This is a genomic window from Streptomyces sp. NPDC002787, assembly GCF_053592095.1.
Genome location: NZ_JBSFVC010000017.1, coordinates 187,107 through 206,399, shown reverse-complemented (window position 1 = coordinate 206,399; position 19,293 = coordinate 187,107). Strand labels below are relative to the sequence as shown.

17 protein-coding genes are annotated in these 19,293 nt (G+C 72.3%); 7 read left to right on the top strand and 10 right to left on the bottom strand.

All coding sequences use genetic code 11. The annotated features are described in order from the left end of the window. The first annotated feature begins 77 nt into the window (after window positions 1-77). Window positions 78-1,295, top strand: coding sequence for a sialidase family protein (locus ACWD26_RS24745; protein ID WP_451273498.1), 1,218 nt, complete (start codon window positions 78-80; stop codon window positions 1,293-1,295). On the opposite strand, the gene ACWD26_RS24740 is transcribed toward ACWD26_RS24745, so the two are convergent. From ACWD26_RS24740 to ACWD26_RS24715, 6 genes are all read right to left on the bottom strand, one after another. Beyond that, window positions 1,292-2,176: an alpha/beta fold hydrolase gene (locus ACWD26_RS24740; RefSeq protein ID WP_451273496.1), complete on the bottom strand. Its 885-nt coding sequence runs from the start codon at window positions 2,174-2,176 to the stop codon at window positions 1,292-1,294. The two genes, ACWD26_RS24745 and ACWD26_RS24740, sit on opposite strands and share 4 nt — an antisense overlap. A 138-nt stretch (window positions 2,177-2,314) precedes the next feature. After that, on the bottom strand, window positions 2,315-3,250 hold the full coding sequence (locus ACWD26_RS24735; RefSeq protein ID WP_451273494.1) for a dihydrodipicolinate synthase family protein: 936 nt from the start codon (window positions 3,248-3,250) through the stop codon (window positions 2,315-2,317). 17 nt (window positions 3,251-3,267) lie between these two features. Next, window positions 3,268-4,353, bottom strand: a complete 1,086-nt coding sequence (locus tag ACWD26_RS24730) for an oligopeptide/dipeptide ABC transporter ATP-binding protein (protein ID WP_451273492.1) — start codon at window positions 4,351-4,353, stop codon at window positions 3,268-3,270. Next, window positions 4,350-6,329: a dipeptide/oligopeptide/nickel ABC transporter permease/ATP-binding protein gene (locus ACWD26_RS24725; protein WP_451273490.1), complete on the bottom strand. Its 1,980-nt coding sequence runs from the start codon at window positions 6,327-6,329 to the stop codon at window positions 4,350-4,352. Before ACWD26_RS24725 ends, ACWD26_RS24730 begins: the two co-directional genes overlap by 4 nt. Window positions 6,330-6,374: 45 nt before the next feature. Further along, window positions 6,375-7,334: an ABC transporter permease gene (locus ACWD26_RS24720; RefSeq protein ID WP_451273488.1), complete on the bottom strand. Its 960-nt coding sequence runs from the start codon at window positions 7,332-7,334 to the stop codon at window positions 6,375-6,377. 1 nt (window position 7,335) lies between these two features. After that, window positions 7,336-8,967, bottom strand: a complete 1,632-nt coding sequence (locus ACWD26_RS24715; RefSeq protein ID WP_451273486.1) for an ABC transporter substrate-binding protein — start codon at window positions 8,965-8,967, stop codon at window positions 7,336-7,338. Between the two features lie 307 nt (window positions 8,968-9,274). On the opposite strand from ACWD26_RS24715, the gene ACWD26_RS24710 reads away from it, so the two are divergent. After that, a complete protein-coding gene (locus ACWD26_RS24710) occupies window positions 9,275-10,015 on the top strand; it encodes a FadR/GntR family transcriptional regulator (protein ID WP_451273574.1) in 741 nt (246 codons plus the stop codon). A gap of 3 nt (window positions 10,016-10,018) precedes the next feature. Continuing rightward, complete coding sequence (locus ACWD26_RS24705; protein ID WP_451273484.1) at window positions 10,019-10,462, top strand: protein-tyrosine phosphatase family protein; 444 nt, start codon at window positions 10,019-10,021, stop codon at window positions 10,460-10,462. 490 nt (window positions 10,463-10,952) lie between these two features. Here the strand turns inward: ACWD26_RS24705 and ACWD26_RS24700 are convergent, their stop codons facing one another. The 3 genes from ACWD26_RS24700 to ACWD26_RS24690 form a co-directional block, all read right to left on the bottom strand. Next, window positions 10,953-11,609 carry a M15 family metallopeptidase gene (locus ACWD26_RS24700; RefSeq protein ID WP_451273482.1) on the bottom strand — a complete coding sequence of 219 codons (657 nt, stop codon included), beginning with the start codon at window positions 11,607-11,609 and terminating at the stop codon, window positions 10,953-10,955. 404 nt (window positions 11,610-12,013) lie between these two features. Continuing rightward, complete coding sequence (locus ACWD26_RS24695) at window positions 12,014-15,127, bottom strand: BTAD domain-containing putative transcriptional regulator (RefSeq protein ID WP_451273480.1); 3,114 nt, start codon at window positions 15,125-15,127, stop codon at window positions 12,014-12,016. A 294-nt stretch (window positions 15,128-15,421) separates the two neighbouring features. Continuing rightward, window positions 15,422-16,006 (bottom strand): HDIG domain-containing metalloprotein, encoded by a 585-nt coding sequence (locus ACWD26_RS24690; protein ID WP_451273572.1) that lies wholly within the window; start codon window positions 16,004-16,006, stop codon window positions 15,422-15,424. A 307-nt stretch (window positions 16,007-16,313) separates the two neighbouring features. Here ACWD26_RS24690 and ACWD26_RS24685 point away from each other — a divergent pair, with 307 nt between their 5' ends. The 4 genes from ACWD26_RS24685 (at window position 16,314) to ACWD26_RS24670 (ending at window position 18,777) form a co-directional block, all read left to right on the top strand. Then, window positions 16,314-16,544: a hypothetical protein gene (locus ACWD26_RS24685; protein WP_451273478.1), complete on the top strand. Its 231-nt coding sequence runs from the start codon at window positions 16,314-16,316 to the stop codon at window positions 16,542-16,544. A gap of 29 nt (window positions 16,545-16,573) precedes the next feature. Beyond that, entirely contained in the window at window positions 16,574-17,323 is a 750-nt protein-coding gene (gene recO, locus ACWD26_RS24680; protein ID WP_451273476.1) for a DNA repair protein RecO, read from the top strand. 89 nt (window positions 17,324-17,412) lie between these two features. Further along, window positions 17,413-18,249 carry an isoprenyl transferase gene (locus ACWD26_RS24675; protein ID WP_451273474.1) on the top strand — a complete coding sequence of 279 codons (837 nt, stop codon included), beginning with the start codon at window positions 17,413-17,415 and terminating at the stop codon, window positions 18,247-18,249. Between the two features lie 3 nt (window positions 18,250-18,252). Further along, window positions 18,253-18,777 (top strand): YcxB family protein, encoded by a 525-nt coding sequence (locus ACWD26_RS24670; protein ID WP_451273472.1) that lies wholly within the window; start codon window positions 18,253-18,255, stop codon window positions 18,775-18,777. A 62-nt stretch (window positions 18,778-18,839) separates the two neighbouring features. Here ACWD26_RS24670 and ACWD26_RS24665 read toward each other — a convergent pair whose 3' ends face one another. Beyond that, the gene (locus ACWD26_RS24665; protein ID WP_451273470.1) at window positions 18,840-19,253 is read right to left on the bottom strand and encodes a Fur family transcriptional regulator; all 414 of its coding nucleotides are present in this window, start codon (window positions 19,251-19,253) and stop codon (window positions 18,840-18,842) included. Window positions 19,254-19,293 lie beyond the last annotated feature (40 nt).

The following is a 19,293-nucleotide window of genomic DNA, read 5'->3' as shown; positions in this document are numbered from 1 at the left end:
CTGTTGCCGGGCCACAGGGGAAACATTAGGTTCACCGGACATCCGACATCCGACATCCCGTGTCCGGGGGAGCCGCCTTGTCCGTCAGAAGCCGCCGTACGGCCACCGCTCTGCTCGCCGCGACGGGACTGATCACCGCCGCGATCACCACGGCCACCACCGCCGAGGCCGCCCCGGGCCTCCCCGCCCGGGGTTGTGTCTCCTCCGTGCCGTACGTCTCCGGTCAGGGCGGCTACGACACGTACCGCGTCCCCGCCGCGATCACCACCCGCGCGGGCACCGTGCTGGCCTTCGCGGAGGGCCGGCGCGACGGGGCCGGTGACACGGGCAACATCGACGTCGTCCTCAGACGGTCGGGCGACGGCGGCTGCAACTGGGGGCCGCTGAAGGTGGTGGCCGCCGGGAAGGGGGACACGCGGGGCAACCCGGCGCCCGTGGTCGACCCGAGGACCGGCCGGATCGTCCTCGTCACGTCGTACAACGGCGGCACGGTCACCGAGGGGCAGATCATGCGGGGCGAGGTGACCGCCGAGCAGAGCCGTCGCGTCTTCGTGCAGACGAGCAAGGACGACGGCCGCCGCTTCAGCGCCCCCAGGGACATCACGGCGGACGTGAAACTCCCGGGCTGGCGCTGGTACGCGACCGGCCCGGGCCACGCGGTCGCCCTCACCCGGGGACCGCACGCGGGCCGCCTGGTCGTTCCCTCCAACCACTCGGCCGCACCCCCGGCGGACTCGGCGGACTCGGGGCAGGAGCCCCGGTACTACGGCGCCCACGCGATCCACTCCGACGACGGGGGCGCGACCTGGCGGCTGGGCTTCGTCGACGACTCGTACGACGGGATCGACAACGCCAACGAGAACGTCGCGGCCGAACTCCCCGACGGGCGGCTGTACTTCAGCGCGCGGGACCAGCACGGTACGAGCGCCGGCAACCGTCTGGACGCCTACTCCGGCGACGGCGCCGAGTCGCTCGACCGCCCGTACACCGTCCAGCCCACCCTGTCCGACGTCCCCGTGGTCCAGGGCTCGGTCCTCCAGCTTCCCTCCGGCGGCCCCCTCCTGTTCTCCGGCCCCTCCGACCCCACCGTGCGCCGGTCGATGTCCGTCCGGCGCAGCGATGACGCGGGCCGCACCTTCACCAGGTCCACGACGCTCTCGTCACGACCCGCCGCCTACTCCGACCTCGTCCTCCTCGGACGCACGCACGTCGGGCTCCTTTACGAGACCGGCGCGACGGGCCCGTACGAGACGATCGAGTTCCGCCGCCTGCCGCTGTCGGGTCCGCTGGGCTAGGACCCTGCAGACGTCGCGGACGTGTGGTGCAGGATCGCCTCGGCGAGGGGCCCCTGGACCTCGGGCGGGAGGGCGTGGCCCATGCCGGGGATCTCGACGACGTGTGCGCCTCGGACGACCTGGGCCAGGTGCTGGGCATGGGGCGGCGGGGCGACGGGCTCGGCCGGGGCGGAGATGACCAGGGTGGGGACGGCGGTCCGGGCGAGCTGTTCGGTGCGGTCCATGCCGGAGGGGTCGGCCCGGGCGTGGGCGGTGCTCGCGGTGTGGTGGCCGGTGTGCTCGATGATGTCCCGTTCGAGGGCGCGGGCGTAGTCCGCGTCGAAGGGGATCCGATCGCCGCCCAGGACCCGCCAGTGCTCGACTCTCCGCTCCAGTTCGGCCTCCAGCCCCAGGTCCTCCACGGGGCGGGCCCACATCTCCAGCAGTTCCGGGGCGATGCCCGGCAGGTCCTCGGGTGGGGTCCGGGTGCCGTCCGGATGGACGTACGGGGCGGTGCTGAGCGCGCTCGTGCCGATCAGCGTGGCGCTGAGGAGCCGGTCGGGACGGTCGGCGACGAGGAGCTGGGCGAGCATGCCGCCCAGGGACATGCCGACGACGTGGGCGCGTTCGATGCCGAGGTGGTCCAGCACCCTGACGGCGTCCTCCGCCAGTTCGGTGACGGGATACGGGTCCTCGTCGAACGACCAGGTGGAGCGGCCGGTGTCGCGGTGGTCGTAGCGGATGACGCGGTGGCGGGTGGCGAGCGCGTCCACGAGTCCGTCCGGCCAGGCCAGACCCGATGCCTGGGCGCCCATGATCAGCAGGAGAGGGGGTGCGTCGGCGGGGCCGCGCTCCTCCACCCACAGATGTATGCCGGGTGCCGCGTTCACTGAGCGTTCCATGCCGTGCGCTCCTCGCCTGTCGGGGCCTGTCGGCTGATGAGACGAGACGTATCGTATCGCATTCATGGCGGGCTCGGCGGCGCGATGTCGGCGGGCAGGCTGGGCCGCGCCCCGAAGCCGTGTGTGCGGTGCGGCTGGCTAGAGCAGGCCCGCCGCCGCCAGGTACTTGCCGACGCGCTCGACCTCCGCCTCCGACAGCGGCACCTGCGGTTCCGCCGTGGCCGGGCAGTCGATGATTCCGCGCAGGTGGAGGGCCGCCTTGAAGGCACCGAGCGCGGACGAGCCGGTGCCCATGCGGGACGGGTCGCCGACACCCACGATGCCGAAGAGGGCGCACAGGCGCTCCTGTTCGGCTCGGGCCCGGTCCCAGTCCCCGGCGCGGCAGAGGCGGTCGAGGTGGACGTAGCCGGCGGGGTCGACGTTGGCGAGGCCGGGGACGGCGCCGGAGGCGCCCAGCGCGAGGGCGGAGTCGATGACGAGTTCGGAGCCGGTGAGGGTGGTGAAGCCGGTGAGGGCGGCGTCGGCGCGGGCGCCCGTCACGACCGTGCGGAAGCCGGCCAGGTCGCCGCTGGAGTCCTTCAGGCCGGCGATGACGCCGTCCGCCGCCAGCTCCAGGACCACCTCGGCGGGCAGCTTGGTGTGCACGGTGGCCGGGATGTCGTAGGCGAAGACCGGGACGGGGGAGCCGGCGGCGAGCAGGCGGTAGTGGCGGGCGATCTCCACCGGGTGGGTGCGCGAGTAGAAGGGCGCGGTGGCCACGACGGCCTCGGCCCCGGCGGCCGTCACCGAGCGGACGTGGTCCAGGACGCGCGGTGTGCTCATGTCGATCACCCCCGCGAGGACGGGGAGCTGTCCGGCGACATGACCGGCCACCGTCTCCACGACCTGCCGCCGCCGCGCGTCCGTCAGGTACGCCGCCTCCGACGTCGTACCGAGCACGAACAGCGCGTCCACGCCGCCCGTCACGAGATGGTCGACCAGCCGGACGAGTGAGGGGACGTCCACCTCGCGGTCCGGTGTCAGGGGCGTGCAGACGGGCGGGATGACACCGGTCAGCGGGGCGGGGACGGTCATGGCGGCTCCCTTGGGTGCTAGCTGTCGCGTACGGCTCGCTCGGTACCGCCCTCCACTGCCGTGGCGGTCGCCGAGGAGACGGACCCGGACGCGGCCCCGGACACCGCCTGGGCGACCAGGTCGCGCGTCGACTCCGTCTCCTGCACAGGATGGTGGCAGCGGAAGCGGTGTCCGGGGTGCGACGCGGCCGCGAAGTCCGGCATGATCTCGGCGCAGACGTCGTCCGCCTTCCAGCAGCGCGTACGGAACGGGCAGCCGCTCGGCGGCCGGACGGCCGACGGGACGGGGCCCACCAGCGGGATCGGGTCGATCGGGTCCAGCAGTCCGGGCGTCGCCGAGAACAGCGCGCGGGTGTACGGGTGCCGGGCGCGGTCGGTGACCAGGGCCGCCGGGGTCTCCTCCACGATCCGGCCCAGATACATGGTGATCACCCGGTCGCTCATCCGCCGTACCGTCTGGATGTCGTGCGAGACGAAGACCAGCGCCAGGCCCAGGCGTTCCCTGAGGTCCAGGAGGAGGTTGAGGATCTGGGCGCGGACCGAGACGTCCAGCGCGCTCGTCGGCTCGTCCGCCACCACCAACTCCGGGTCGAGAGCCAACGCCCGGGCGATCGCGACCCGTTGGCGCTGTCCGCCCGACAGCTGGCCCGGCAGTCCGTCCGCGAGCGCCGTCGGCAGACCGACCAGGGACATCAGCTCCCGGACGCGGTCCTCCCGTTCGGCCGGGGTGCCGCGCCTGTGCACATCGAGGGGGTCGCGCAGGATCTGGCGGATCGTCAGACGGCGGTTCAGGGCCGTGGACGGGTCCTGGAAGATCATGCCCGTGCCGCTGCCGACGGCCACCCGGCGCTCGGCCGGCGACATGGACCACAGGTCACGCCCCCGGAAGGAGACCGTGCCGGCCGTCGGCCGGTCCACGCCCACCAGCACCTTCGCCAGCGTCGACTTGCCGCACCCCGACTCGCCCACCACGCCGACCGTCTCACCGGGCGCGATCACCAGATCGGCGCCGGTCAGGGCGTACACCCGGTCCCGGGTGAACACCCCGCCGCTGCGCGCCCCGTGGACGACATGGGCGCCCGAGACCTCCACGAGCGCGTTCACCGGGCCACCTGGCCTTCCGTGCTGTCCATGAGGTCCTCCGCCGGGTGGTGGCAGGCCGCCGTGTGCGTAGGGGGGCCCAGCAGGGCCGGGGCCGTCGTACGGCAGAGGTCGCTCGCGCGGGGGCAGCGGTCGGCGAAGCGGCAGCCGGCCGGGAAGTCGGCGGGGGAGGGGACGACGCCCTTGATCTGCGTCATCCGTTCGGCCGCCGACTCCAGGGACAGGACACTGCCCAGCAGGCCGCGCGTGTAGTGGTGCGCGGGCCGCTCGACCAGGTCCGCCGTGACGCCCGTCTCGACGATCTGCCCGCCGTACATCACGACCACCCGGTCGGTGACGTCCGCGACCAGGGCCAGGTCGTGCGAGACGAGGATCAGCGCGAAGCCCAGCTCCTCGCGCAGCCGCAGCAGCAGCTCGATGATCTGCGCCTGCACCGTCACGTCGAGCGCCGTCGTCGGCTCGTCGGCCACGATCAGCCTGGGGTCGCGGGACAGGGCCATCGCGATGAGGACGCGCTGGCGCTGGCCGCCGGAGAGTTCGTGCGGATAGCTGCGCAGGGTGCGTTCGGGGTCGAGGCCGACCAGACGCAGCAGCTCGGGTGCCGGGCGCTTGCCGCCCCGGCGTACGACCTGCTTCAGCTGGGCGCGGATCGTCATCGCCGGGTTCAGGGAGGACAGGGCGTCCTGGTAGACCATCGCCATCTCGTGCCCGAGCAGACGGCGGCGTACGCGCATCGGCTCGCCCACCAACTGCCGCTGGTCGAAGCGCACGTGTCCGCGTACGCGGGCGCCCTTCGGTTCCAGGCCCATCACCGTCAGCGCGGTCAGCGACTTGCCGCAGCCCGACTCGCCGACCAGGCCCAGCACTTCACCGGGCCGGACGTCGAAGCTGATGCCGTCGACGATGTCCACGCCCCGGTGGCGCTTGTCGAAGCCGATCGCCAGGTTCTCGACGGACAGCACCGGTCGGCCTACGGGGAGGGGACGGGCCCGGGAGCGCAGCCGTACGGCCGCTTCGGTCAGTCCCGGCAGCTCGGTGACCTCGCCCCCGCCCGCCTTGGGAGCCTCCAGCCGGTCCTCCTCCTCACGCGGCTCCACATCCCGGGCGACCGGCGCGGCCCACGCGTCGGAGACACCCTCGGAGAGGATGTTCAGGGACAGCACCGTGACCAGCATCAGCAGGCCCGGGAAGACGGTCGCCCACCAGCCGCCGGTCAGCACCATGTTCTTGCCGTCCGCGATGACACTGCCCCACGACGGGTCCGGCGGCCGTACGCCCGCGCCGATGAAGGACAGCGACGCCTCGAAGACGATGGCCTCGGCGACCTGGACCGTGCAGAACACGAGCACCGGCGCGGCGCAGTTGACGGCCACGTGCCGGATCACGATGTGCGGGGTGCGGGCTCCCAGGACCCGCTCGGCGGTCACATAGTCCTCGCCGTACTGGTCGAGGACGTTGGCCCGCACGACCCTGGCGACCGGCGGGGTGAACAGGAACGCGATCGCGCAGATCAGGACGGTGATCCCGCCGCCGAAGACGGCCACGAGGACGGCGGCCAGCGCGATCCCGGGGAACGCCATGACGACGTCCAGGCAGCGCATCAGCGTCTCGTCGACCGCCTTGCGGGAGGTCGCGGCCACGGCTCCGACGACCGCCCCCACGACCAGTGCCAGCCCGGTCGCGCCGAGGCCGATCGCGAGCGACCAGCGCGCCCCGTACATCAGCCGGCTCAGGATGTCCCGGCCGAGGCTGTCCTGTCCCATCCAGTGCTCGGCGGAGGGCGCGCCGGTGCCGCCGACCAGGGCCTGCTGGTCGAGCGGGTCGTGCGGGGCGAGCCACGGGGCGAGCAGGGCGGTGAGGACCACGACCGCCAGGAAGCAGACCGCGATCCGGGACAGCGGCGGCAGCCTGCGCCAGGAGCGCAGCCGCACGCCGGGCCGGGACAGGGCCTGAGTCAGGCGTCTGCGCGTGGTCACCATCAGGCCGAACATCAGGGCATCAGCTCCCGTTCGAGCATCAGGGCATCAGCTCGCATCCCTCAGACGCGGGTTCACCAGCAGATAGAGGACGTCGATGACGAGGTTCACGACCACGAACCCCGCGGCCGTGGTCAGGACGACACCCTGGACGACCGCCGGATCGCCGTTCTTCACGGCGTCGATCATCAGCTTGCCCATCCCCGGCAGCGAGAAGATCGTCTCGATGACGACCGCGCCGCCGAGCAGATAACCGACGCGCAGCCCCAGCACGGTCAGCGGATTGATCAGCGCGTTCCGCAGCACGTTCCGGCCCACGACGACCCGTGGCGGCAGCCCGCTCCCGATCGCCGTCCGTACGTAGTCCTTGTCGAGCTCCTCCACCACCGACGTCCGCACGATCCGTGTCAGCTGCGCCGCCACCGGCAGCGACAGCGCGAACGCGGGCAAGGTCATCGTCTTCAGCCAGCCGGTGAAGGAGTCCGCCGGATTCACGTACCCGCCCGTCGGGAACCACCCCAGGTCCACCGCCAGGTACTGGATCATCAGCAACGCCAGCCAGAACCCCGGCGCCGCCACCCCGGTCAACGACACCACCCGGATGATCTGGTCCGGCAGCCGGTCCCGGTAGATCGCCGCGGTCACCCCGCCGAGCAGTGCCAGCACGACCGCGATGCCCAGCCCCAGGAAGGTGAGCTGGAGGGTGAGCGGCAGCGCGGTCATGACCTGATCGACGACGGGCGCCCGGGTGAGCGCGCTGATCCCCATGTCCCCGTGCAGCAGATCGCCCACGAACCCGACGTAGCGCACGGGCAGGGGGTCCAGCAGCCCGTTCTCCTCCCGGAAGTCGTGCAACTGCTCCGGTGTCGGATTGGCTCCCTGGAAGAACGCCGACGCCGGGTCGACATCCGAGAACCGCATCACGATGAAGACGAACAGCACGATTCCGAGCATCAGCGGGACGAGCAGAGCGACCCGCCGCATCAGAATGCGCAGGACGGCGACCACGCTAGACCCACTTGGCCTGGAGCAGATTGATGCCCGGATACGGCTGTGCCCTTATCCCGCTGAGCCGCTTCGGATTCCAAGCGGTCATGAGCTCGTTGTGCACCACCGGATAGAGCACGGCCTGCTCGGCGACGATGTCGATGTAGTCCTGCACCATCGTCTTCTTCTTGTCGGCGTCGGGTTCCCGCGTCGCCCGGTCCATGTCCCGGAAGAGCCCCTTGGCCACCGCGTTGTCGGCCCAGCGCGCGTACTGCATCCACAGGTTCTGCGGCCCGTAGTTGTAGTGCATGATCAGATCCGCGTCGAGCCCGAACTGGTTGGGGTTCGACGCGGCGGCGACGACCTGGTAGTCCTGCTTCTGGTCCATTTTCGTGAAGACCGCGGTGGTCTCCTGCGGCGACAGCGTCGTCTCGACCCCGATCGCGTCCCAGGACGCCTTGATGGTCGGCAGACAGTCGACGATCCAGCTGACGTTCACCGCCAGGATCTCGATCCTCAGCCCTTTCACGCCCGCCTCGGCCAGCAACGCCTTCGCCTTGTCGGGGTCGTACGCGTACACGTTCTTCGCCGGCCGGTAACTCGGATTCCCCTCATTCAGAAAGGAACTCGTCGGCTTTCCGTGCCCCTTGAGGGCCACCTCGATCATCTTGTCCCGGTCGATCGCGTAATGCAGCGCCTGCCGCACCCGCACATCGTCGAAGGGCTTGCGCCGGGTGTTGAACATGAGGAAGAGGTTGTTCATCCCGGAGCCGCCCTGGACGGACATGCCGCCCTTCTCCAGCTGCCCGATATTGGCGTACGGGATGTTGTCGGCGATCTGCGCGCCCGCGCTCGCCCCGGAGATCTTCGCCACGCGCGGTGCCGCGTCCACGATGGTCAGCCAGTTCATCTTCTGGAAGGCGGGCGGCCGGGGACCGTTGTAGTCGGCGAAGGCCTCGAACGTGGTGTTGGACTTCGGGTGGTGCGCGGTCTGCCGGTACGGCCCCGAACCGATCGCCTTGCCCTTGATGGCGTCCTCCCAGGCGCCCGGCTGGGAGAAGACGTGCTTCGGCATGATCTTCGCCAGCGTCAGCCGGGAAATGCCGTCCGGGAAGGGGAATTTGAGGACCAGCTCGACATTGCGCGCGTCGATCTTCCTGACCTCCTTCAGCCAGCTCGCGAAGAAGCCCTTCGCGAGGGTCTGGGTGCCGGGGTCGAGAATGCGCTCGTACACGAAGACGACGTCGTCGGCGGTCACCGGCTTGCCGTCGTGGAAGGTGGCGCCGGGCCGCAGCTCGAACTTCCACGACGTACCGCCGAGATCGCTCGGCACGGCCGTCGCGAGCGCCGCGTACGGCTCGCGCGAGATGGGGTCGGTGTCGAGGAGGCCTTCGTAGATGTGGTTGTTGGCGGCCATGCAGAAGGCGGACGCGGTCTGGGTCGGGTCCCAGCTGCCGTCGTTGCCGTAGCCGATGACGGCGGTCAGGGTGCCGTTCTTCCCGCCCCCGCCGCCACCGGTGTCGTTGGTGGACTCCGGCCCGGCCGAACAGGCGGCCAGCGACGAGGAGACGGCGGCGGCCGCGCCCAGCGCGCCGGAGTACTTCAGGAACGACCGGCGGGGCGTCGCCGGGGCGTCACGGGTCACGTCGCGCACGGTTCCTCCAGGGAGGCGGCGAGGGAGCGAAACGGTGGGGGGGGAGATCTCTGGCGGAGATACGACGTCCTACGTCCTACAGGGAGCAGCGTGACCTTAAGAGCGCCCGTGGGGGCGGTCAAGAGATCGCACACGAATGGCGTACGTGCCAAAGGTGCGACCAATGGCGGTGTGAAATAAGGACGGTTGACGGTCCGTTAGGGCAGAATTTCCCGGGGCGATCACCGTGTGTTCACCCGGCGTTCCCCTGGTCGGTTCACGTGGTTTCCGTCCGGAGGTGGGGCGTCGGATGTCCGGCGAGCGTACGATGCGGCGCATGTCTGAGGAGAGCGGGAGCCGGCGCCGGCCCGAGCGGCGGGTGAGCGGCCGGATCCAGCACGAGGTGATGCAGCTGATCCTCGACCGCAAACTCCAGGCGGGCGCACCCCTGCCCACCGAGACGGAGCTGATGGAGGACCTCGGCGCCAGCCGCAACTCCGTCCGTGAGGCGCTCAAGGCCCTGCAGGCCCTCGACATAGTCGACATCCGGCACGGCTACGGCACCTACGTCGGCGAGGCCTCCCTCACGCCCCTCGTCGACGGCCTCACCTTCCGCACCCTCGCCCGGCCCGACGGCGACTCCGCCGCGCTCGCCGAGATCCTCCAGGTCCGCGAGGTCCTGGAGGACGGCCTCGTACGACGGGTCGCGGGCACCCTCACCGAGGAGGAGCTGGACGGTCTCGCGGCCGTCGTCGACCGGATGGAGGCGGCCGGCCGGGCGGGCGAACCCGTCGCCGAACTCGACCGCGAGTTCCACGAACTCCTCTACGCCTCCCTCGGCAACGCGCTCATCCCCCAGCTCCTCGGCGCCTTCTGGACCGTCTTCCTCCGGGTCGCCGGCGCCCGCGGCTGGACCGACGACCCCACCCCCGAGCTGACCGTCCGCCGCCACCGCGACATCGTGGCCGCCCTGCGCGCCCACGACGTCGAGGGCGCGCAACGGGCGATGGCCGACCACTTCCGGGGCATCGAGTCGAGGTCCGCGCAGGCCTCACGCGGGGTGGGCTAGGCCATGGGAGAGACGACGACGGGGATCTGGGACCCGGCCGGTCCCGGTGTGCTGCGGCTGCCCTCCGGGCGGTCGGTGCGCGGGCGCGGGCTCAGCCGGCCGCTCCCCGACGGCCAGGTCCCCACCTACGCCGTGTACCTCCTCGGCAAGGAGCCGCCCGCGGTGCCCTGGGCGTCCCGCTGGCTGCGGTGGCCCGACTTCCGGCTGCCCGCCGACCGGACGGAGGCGGCGGAGGTGCTGAGGGACGCCTGGGAGCGGGCGGCCGTCGACCGCGTGGAGCTGGCCTGCGGCGGCGGCCGGGGCCGCACCGGGACCGCGCTGGCCTGCCTGGCGGTGCTGGACGGCGTACCACCGGAGGAGGCCGTCGCGTACGTACGCCGGCACTACGACCGGCACGCGGTGGAGACACCGTGGCAGCGGCGGTACGTACGGCGGTTCACGGCCTGACCGCCCGGGGCGCCCGGGGCGGCGGCCGGTCACGGTCGGCGCGCACAGCGCCCGTACGCCGGCCCGGCTCTGCGTCGCCGAGACGGGCCTCGCGTTCGGGCAGGGGCGCGAACGGGCCCGGATGCGCGCCGCGATGCCGCTGCTCGCCGACGGCCTGCCCGTCGAGGCCGTCGCCCACCGCGTCGGCTACGCCTCCACTCGTCCTTCGTCGCGGCGTTCCACCGCGTCGTCGGCGGGACCCTGCGCCAGTACTTCCCCGTGCCCCGCTGAGCGGCGCCACCGTCCGGAAAGGCGGCGAGCCGCCCCCGCCACCCCTGCCCGTCCCATCCGCGCGGTGCTGCCCCCGGCCCCGCTACGGGGTTTGCCGCCGAGGCGACAACGGGGGGTGTGGGGTGCAGCCCTCAGGATGGGACGGGTAGGGACGGCGGGGGCGGCTTGCCCGACGTTCCGGCCGGGTGAGAGATCCGCGGACGTCGCGGCCGACCCGGGGCTAGGGCCCGGTCCTCGCGGGCCCGTACAGCGCGTTCGGCGCCCCGGTCATCAGCGCCCAGTACCTGTCCCCGTACGACCAGTGCCACCACTCGGTGGGGTAGTTGACCAGCCCGGCCGTGATGAGCGCCGCGGAGAGCGTGCGGCGGTTGCGGCGGGCCGTTTCGGAGATGTTGGGGGCGTCGGTGTAGCAGGCGTCGTCGCTCTCCTCGGGGCTGGCGTCGAGACGGGTGCCCATGTCGAGTTCCTCCCCGGCGGCCGTGCACAGGGTGAGGTCGACGGCGGCGCCGGCGACATGCGGCCCTATCTCCGGCGGGGAGAGGGAGCGGCTGGCCTGGACGTGGAGGTACTCCTCCGACCAGTCGGGGTTGGCGAGGCGCAGCTCGGCGGAGTACCTCTCGAAGTACTCGATCTGCAGGGCGAGCGGCCGGTACCCCTCGGTGACCAGCAGCCGCAGCCCGTCCGGCAGCAGCCGGGCGGCGCGGGCCAGACGCCAGGCGACGCCCTCGCGGAGGTGCGCGTACGACCCCTCGGGGTCGGCCTGGCGGGAGTCGACCACCACGAAGGGCAGTTCCCTCAGGTCGACGAGGGGCTCACCGCAGTCCTGGACCGGGACGCGGGCGACCTCGGGGTCGCTCATGAGGATGATCGAAGGCATGCGTCGTCTTCCACCGGGCGGGAGGTGTGATGCGGCGGGGTCTGCGGCAGCACCCCGGGGAGGGACCTGATCCCCTGATGTCCCTCCCCGGGGGCTTCCCCCCTTGAGTGGTGGTCTGTGACCTGGCGACGGTCGTTCCCCCCGTCCGTCCTGCCGTTCGGATCCCACTGTGCTCACGTTCCCACCGGTCCGTCCCCTGTGCGCTCCGGTGGGCCGACCGGCCGGGCGGTGGTCGCCCGGCCGATCCGTTGTTCCCCCGAGAACAACGAGAATGGCGCACTCCGCTGGAAGTTCTCTGCAAGTCCGCCGCAAGCGGGTTTCAGCCGCGACGGCTTACATGGCCCTGTACGCGTGTGCCGGGCGGCCCGTCGGCCGAGACCGGCCCGCCGCCCGGTGGGCCCGGATCACACCCACGGCCATGGCTCGTGCCGCTCACGGGCCTCGCAGGCGTCGAACACCGCCATCGCCTCGGCCCGCAGCGCGTCGGCGCCGGCCTGGTCGCCGAGCGCGGCCCGTACGACGGACAGGTTGCGCAGGGCACGGGCCCGGGGGAGGGGCAGGGCCAGGACGCCCCAGAGGGCCGCGGAGGCGGTCAGCAGTCCCTCCGCGTCCGCGAGGCGGCCGTCGGCCAGCGCGCACTCGCCGAGCGTGCGCAGCGTCAGGGCCTCGCCGAAGCGGTCCTCGTGGACCCGGCAGACCTCCACGATCTCCCGCAGCTCCGTCTCCGCCTCCCGGACGTGCCCCAGCCGCAGCCGCGCCTTGGCCCGGGCCCGCAGGGCGTACGCCGCCATGTGCGGGTCGCCGAGGGAGCGCAGGATCTCCAGCGCCTCCTCGGCCACCCGCGCCGCCTTCTCGTATGCGCCGAGCGAGCGGTGCACCAGGCTGAGCGTGCGCAGCGCCAACGCCTCGCCACGCCGGCTGCCGAGCCGCCGGTACGCCCGCAGCGACTCGTCGAGGAGCGGGAACGCCCCTTTCTGGTCGCCGAGTTCGAGGCGTACGGAGCCGCCGTACCGGCAGGCGACACCGACCCCGGTGTCGTCGCCGACCCGCCGGAAGCCGTCGGCCGCCTCGGTCAGGGCCCGTTCCGCCTCGCGGAGTTCGCCCACCTCGCGGCAGGCGCTGCCGAGGCCGGCGAGGGCGGCGGCGCGGCCTCGTACGTCGCCGAGTTCGGTGCAGATCCGCTCGGCGGTGCGGAAGTACTCCTGGGACTCGGCGATGCGGTCCTGCTCGTAGCGGAGCTGTCCGAGGCCGATGATCAGCAGGGCCTCGCCCGAGCGGTCCTCGGCGCGGCGGGCCGCCGCGAGGGCGGCGTCGTGGCTGCGCCACCAGGCGTCGAAGCGGTTCTTGATGGCGAACGAGGAGGAGCACAGGGCCGCTGCCGCTTCGCAGGCGAGGGTGTGCAGGCCTAGCGCTGCCGCGCGCTCGACGGCGGTGGTGAGGGTGTCCGCTTCGGCGTCGAACCAGGCGAAGGGGTCTGCCAAGGCGCGGTGGGCGGTCTGTGCGCCTACCGGGGTGGGGGGTTCGGCCGGTGTGCGACCACCGGTCGTGTGTGGTTGATCGCGCCCGCGCGGCGGAGCCGCACATGTGACAGCCCCGCGCCCCTTCAGGGCGAGCCTCTGTCTCAGGACCACCGCACCCGACGGGGCCGTTTCCGTCACCCGGTCCATCAGCCACAGCCCGGCGGACAACGCTCGCCCCACCGCCTGCGTGCGATCGTCCACCGGGTCCTCGGTCTCCGCTCGTTCGGCGGCGTAGACGCGGACGAGGTCGTGGAGGCGGTAGCGGGGCTGGCCGATCTGGTCGCGGCCCGGGCAGTCGATCAACTGGGCGTCCAGGAGGCGCTCCAGAATCTCCTCCGCCTCGTCCTCCGGCATGTCGGCGAGCGCGGCGACCGTCCACAGGGCGACGTCGGCGGAGCCCAGCGTGGCGATGCGGCGCAGCACCCGGCGGGCGCACTCGTCGAGGGCCTGGTAGCTGAGGCCGAGGCCGGCCCGTACCTCCAGGTCGCCCACGGCCAGCTCGTCGAGGCGGCGGTGTTCGTCGGCGAGGCGCTCGGCGAGCACGCTGGGCGTCCAGTGCCGCCGGGTCGCCAGGCGCGCGCCCGCGATCCGCAGGGCCAGCGGCAGCCCGCCGCACAGCTCGACGATCCGCCGCGCGGCGGCCTCCTCGCGCGGATCGTCCGGGGTGCGCTCCGGCCCGGTGACCCTGGTCAGCAGCTCCAGACCGCGTACGTCGTCCAGGACGCCCAGGTCGGTACGGCGGGCGCCGACGAGCCCGGCCAGCCTGGCCCGTGAGGTGACCAGCACCCCGCAGGTGGCGCTGCCCGGCAGCAGGGGCCGCACCTGGGCCTCGCCGTTCGCGTCGTCCAGCACCAGCAGCATCCGCCGCCCGGCGACCATGCTGCGGAACAGGTCGCCACGCTCGGCCGTGTCCTCCGGCGGGTCCGCGCCGAGCGCCCGCAGCAGCCGGCCCAGCACCTCGGCGGGCGGGACGGGCTCGCTGAAGCCGTGCAGTTCGGCGTAGAGCTGGCCGTCGGGATACTCGGCGGCCACCCGGTGCGCGGCCTGCACGGCAAGCGCGGACTTGCCGACCCCGGCGGCCCCCGAGACCACGACGACGGGCATCGCCTCCCGCTCGCCGGTCAACTCCCCGACGACTTGCGCCAGTTCCTCCTCCCGGCCGGTGAAGTCACCGATGGCGGGCGGCAGAAGGGACACGGGGCGGAGCGCGGCGGCGGGCGGGGGTGCGGCGGTGGCCGTGGTGGGGACGAGGAGCGCCGGGTCGGCCCGCAGGATCGCCTCGTACAGCCGGTTCAGTTCGGGCCCCGGATCGAGCCCCAGTTCGTCGGCGAGCACGGCCCGCCCCCGCGCGTACACCGCCAGCGCGTCGGCCTGCCGGCCCAGCCGGTACAGGCCCAGCATCAGCTGCCCGCGCAGCCTCTCCCGCGTCGGACGCGCCCCGACCAGCGCGGTCAGCTCGGTGACCAGCTCCGTCTCGTGGCCGCCGCTCTCCAACTCGGCGGCGATCCGTTCCTCCAGGACCGCCTGCCGGGCCTCCTCCAGCCGCCCGGCCTCACCCCGCAGCGCGTCCCCGACCCCGCCGAGCGCCGGCCCGCGCCACAGCTCCAGCGCCTCCCGCAGCAGCCGGGCGGCCTCCTCGTGGTCCCCTTCGGCGGCCGCCCGCCGCCCGTCCGCCGTGCGCGCCTCGAACTCCGCCAGATCGAACCGTCCGACGCCGGGCCGCAGCACATACCCCGGCGGCCGGGTCTCGAGCGCCTCCGCCACCTCCGCGGGCAGGGCCCGCCGCAGCGCCGACACATACGTCTGCACCAGCGCCCGGGCGGTGTCCGGGGGCTCGTCCCCCCAGATCACGTCCACCAGCGCGTCCGTGGGCACCACCTGCCCGGTCCGCAGCAGCAGCACGGCCAGCAGCGCACGCGGTTTCGGCCCGCCGAGCCGCAGGGGTCTGCCGCCGTGCCACGCCTCGACCGGACCGAGCAGTCGGAATTCCAGCTCCACGGGTCCCCATCTTCCGTGTCGTCGGACCGCCGGGACAGCGGTTGCTCACGCAACGTTCGACGCTCATGTACGCCGAGTGGTTTCCCAAGGCGCATGATGCGCCAGCGAGTTGTCGGAAAACGGGGGAACCAAAGGGAATCTTAGGTGGACAACGCGGAGATTCCCCACCTGTGTGAGGACCACCTGTGACGATGCCGTGGGAGAGCCGTGGTGCCGCCCGGAGGGACGGCTTCGGCGGCACCCTCGGCTTCGGCGGACCCGGCGGACCCGGCGGACCCGGCAAAGACCCGAGGCTCACGGGAACACGGGGTACGCCGCCTGGAAGGCCAGCCGCCGGTCCGCGCCCGCGCCCAACGCGCCGAGGACGTCGTCGAGGGCCAGGAACTCCTCCCAGGCCGGCCTGCCGCTCGCCTCGACCAGCCGCCCGACGACGAGATCCTCCAACTCCCGCACCCGCTTGTTCTTCCACACCTTGTCCGCGAGGGAGACCAGCAGGTCCTCGATCCCGGCCCCCGGCTCCGCCCACGCGGCGTGGGTTCCCGCGAACCTGGCCCACTCCGGCTCGACACCGTGCTCCCGCAACAGCCGGCGCCCCGCCTCCTCGTGCGCGGAGCCGGGACCCGAGAGCTCGTCGACGTGCTCCGTCTTCCCGATGTCGTGCGTGGCCGCCCCGAAGAGCACGGCCGCACGGTCGAACGGCAGCTCCGGGTACCGCCGCTCCATCCAGTCGGCCAGCTCGTACGCCACGTCGTGCACGAGCCGTAGGTGGGCCGTGAGCCGGGACGGGGCGCCGAGGCTCCGCAGCAGGGTGGCCGCCCGCTCGGGCAGCGGCCTGAGCGGCGGGTCGGTGTCGGCGGTCAGCGGATCGGCGGAGCCCATCGAATGCACGGCTTTTGTATACCGGGCGTTCGCGTCTATTGGCCAAGGCCCAAAGCATTTGTGCCGTCCCGAAGTTGTACAGCACAGACTCCCGCCGAGTTTAGACACAGCAGGTCACCGAAGGGATGCGAAGAGTGAAATTCGATGAGGTGGGGGAGCACGGTGGAGGCAGCTGAGAAGGGCTCGGGGGGCGACGCCCGGCGCGATGCGCCGGAGAGGCGGAGGAAATGGTGGAGGAATTGCGGCGAATGGGCCCCGGGGCGGGAATTGTGACGCCGTCACCGGGCATTTCGGCGGCGGCCCTGCGGTGAGCGGTAACGGGAAGAAGCCGGCGGTCGGCACCTACGCGGTCGACACCCGCACCGGGAAGGTCGGCCGGGTCATGGGCCACGAGGGGCCGTACGTCCAGCTCCGGCCGGTCGGCGGAGGGAGGGAGTGGGACTGCGCCCCCGAGGCCGTACGGGCCGCCACGGCCATAGAACGGCTGCGCGCGGCGACCGCGTACGAGAACGCCCGTAGCAGAGGCGAGGTCCCTTGAAGGGGCGACCGTAGGCGAGAATGGGCGGCATGAGTCTGTTCCGCGACGACGGCATCGTGCTGCGCACCCAGAAGCTGGGTGAGGCGGACCGGATCATCACGTTGCTCACTCGTGGTCATGGGCGGGTGCGGGCCGTGGCCCGGGGAGTGCGGCGGACGAAGTCGAAGTTCGGGGCGCGGCTCGAACCCTTCTCCCATGTGGACGTGCAGTTCTTCGCGCGTGGCAGTGAGCTGATCGGCCGCGGGCTGCCCCTGTGCACCCAGAGCGAGACCATCGCCCCGTACGGCGGCGGCATCGTGAGCGACTACGCCCGCTACACCGCCGGGACGGCCATGCTGGAGACCGCCGAGCGGTTCACGGACCACGAGGGTGAGCCCGCCGTGCAGCAGTACCTGCTGCTCGTCGGCGGGCTGCGCACCCTCGCCCGCGGCGAGCACGCGCCCCACCTCGTCCTCGACGCCTTCCTGCTGCGCTCGCTCGCCGTCAACGGTTACGCCCCCAGCTTCAGCGACTGCGCCAAGTGCGGCATGCCCGGTCCGAACCGGTTCTTCTCCGTCGCCGCCGGAGGGTCCGTCTGCGTGGACTGCCGGGTGCCCGGCAGCGTCGTACCCTCGCCGCAGACGCTGGAACTGCTCGCCGCGCTTCTTACGGGAGACTGGGAGACCGCGGACGCGAGCGAGCCGCGGTACGTCCGGGAGGGGAGCGGGCTGGTGTCCGCCTATCTGCACTGGCATCTGGAGCGCGGCCTGCGCTCACTTCGGTACGTGGAAAAGTCGTAAGCGGAGCCGGTCGGCGCGACAGAGTCATCGGTACGACAGAGTCATCGGCACGACAGAGTCGTCAGCACCACAGAGGAGACGAGAAGCACATGGTGGTACGCGGGTTCCTTGGGCGTCAGCGCCGCGGGTACAAGGCACCGACGCCGCACCCCTCCGGCGCCCGCGCGCCCAAGCTCCCCGGTGAGCTGGTCCCCGAGCACGTGGCGATCGTCATGGACGGGAACGGGCGCTGGGCCAAGGAGCGCGGGCTGCCGCGCACCGAGGGCCACAAGGTCGGTGCCGAGCGCGTGCTGGACGTGTTGCAGGGCTCGATCGAGATCGGCGTCCGCAACATCTCCCTCTACGCCTTCTCCACCGAGAACTGGAAGCGCTCGCCCGACGAGGTCCGCTTCCTCATGAACTTCAACCGGGACTTCATCCGCAAGACCCGCGACCAGCTCGACGAACTCGGCATCCGGGTCCGCTGGGTGGGCCGGATGCCCAAGCTGTGGAAGTCGGTCGCCAAGGAGCTCCAGGTCGCCCAGGAGCAGACCAAGGACAACGACCTGCTGACGCTGTACTTCTGCATGAACTACGGAGGCCGTGCCGAGATCGCCGACGCGGCGCAGGCCCTCGCCGAGGACATCCGCGCCGGCCGGCTCGACCCCTCCAAGGTCACCGAGAAGACCTTCGCGAAGTACCTCTACTACCCGGACATGCCGGACGTCGACCTCTTCCTGCGCCCCAGCGGCGAGCAGCGCACCTCCAACTACCTGCTCTGGCAGAGCGCCTACGCCGAGATGGTCTTCCAGGACGTGCTGTGGCCCGACTTCGACCGCCGTGACCTGTGGCGGGCGTGCGTCGAGTTCGCCTCCCGCGACCGGCGCTTCGGCGGCGCCATCCCGAACGAGGAGCTGCTCGCGATGGAGGGCCGGACGGAGGACTGACCCTTGACGGAGGCCGGTGGGGAGAACGTCGAGCTCGTGTACCGGGCGACGGTCGGGGACTTCCGCGAGGCGGTGCGCGCCTCCATGCGGGCCTCGGCCGTCGGCCGGTGGGGTCAGCGGCTGCTGCTGTTCTCCGCCGGGACGGGCGCGTTCGTCACGGTCGTGGCGCTGGCCCTGGGCCGTACGCCCGACGCACAGGTCCTGGTGATGCCGGTGGCGGCGGTCGTGGGACTCGTCCTGCTGCCCCGGCTCCAGGCCCGCCTCCTCCACCGGCGAGCGGCGGCCCGAGGGCTGCACCGCACCGTGCTGGACCTGTGGGGCGTGACCGTCGAGCACGACCACGGCACCGAGCGCCCGGCCCGCTGGTCGCAGGTCTCCCGGTACGCGGAGACCCCGCACACCTTCGTCCTGTTCAGCGGCGCCCACGCGCCCAGCCTCACCGTGCTCCCGAAGCGGGGCCTGGCGAACCCCGCCGACGCCGACCGGCTCCGCGCCGTCCTGGCCCGCGAAGGCCTGAGGCGGCTGTAGCCCCCGGTTCGGCCCCGCCGTATGCGACTGCCGGCCTTCCCGGCCGTGTCCGGCTGCCGGCCCTATGAGGTCTTCGCCGCGCACTCCGCGCAGGTGCCGAAGATCTCCACGGTGTGCGCGACGTTCACGAAGCCGTGTTCCGCGGCGATCGCGTCGGCCCACTTCTCGACCGCCGGGCCCTCCACCTCCACGGCCTTGCCGCACATCCGGCAGACGAGGTGGTGGTGGTGCTCGCCGGTCGAGCAGCGGCGGTACACGGACTCGCCGTCGGAGGTGCGCAGGACGTCGACCTCGCCCGCGTCGGCGAGGGTCTGCAGCGTGCGGTACACGGTGGTGAGCCCGACCGAGTCGCCCTTGTGCTTGAGCATGTCGTGGAGTTCCTGCGCGCTGCGGAACTCGTCGACCTCGTCGAGTGCCGCCGCCACGGCCGCCCGCTGCCGGGTGGAACGACCTCGTACGGGTCCAGCGGTCGTCACCGTTGCCTCCTCACGTCGCGGTCTTGCCGGGCCATTGTGC

What these genes read in the sequence shown, in the direction of transcription:
- ACWD26_RS24740 (WP_451273496.1), bottom strand. Translation starts at nt 2,176, where the DNA reads ATGGAACGCTCAGTGAACGCGGCACCCGGCATACATCTGTGGGTGGAG.
- ACWD26_RS24735 (WP_451273494.1), bottom strand. Translation starts at nt 3,250, where the DNA reads ATGACCGTCCCCGCCCCGCTGACCGGTGTCATCCCGCCCGTCTGCACG.
- ACWD26_RS24725 (WP_451273490.1), bottom strand. Translation starts at nt 6,329, where the DNA reads ATGGTGACCACGCGCAGACGCCTGACTCAGGCCCTGTCCCGGCCCGGC.
- ACWD26_RS24710 (WP_451273574.1), top strand. Translation starts at nt 9,275, where the DNA reads ATGCGGCGCATGTCTGAGGAGAGCGGGAGCCGGCGCCGGCCCGAGCGG.
- ACWD26_RS24705 (WP_451273484.1), top strand. Translation starts at nt 10,019, where the DNA reads ATGGGAGAGACGACGACGGGGATCTGGGACCCGGCCGGTCCCGGTGTG.
- ACWD26_RS24700 (WP_451273482.1), bottom strand. Translation starts at nt 11,609, where the DNA reads ATGCCTTCGATCATCCTCATGAGCGACCCCGAGGTCGCCCGCGTCCCG.
- ACWD26_RS24690 (WP_451273572.1), bottom strand. Translation starts at nt 16,006, where the DNA reads ATGGGCTCCGCCGATCCGCTGACCGCCGACACCGACCCGCCGCTCAGG.
- recO (WP_451273476.1), top strand. Translation starts at nt 16,574, where the DNA reads ATGAGTCTGTTCCGCGACGACGGCATCGTGCTGCGCACCCAGAAGCTG.
- ACWD26_RS24675 (WP_451273474.1), top strand. Translation starts at nt 17,413, where the DNA reads ATGGTGGTACGCGGGTTCCTTGGGCGTCAGCGCCGCGGGTACAAGGCA.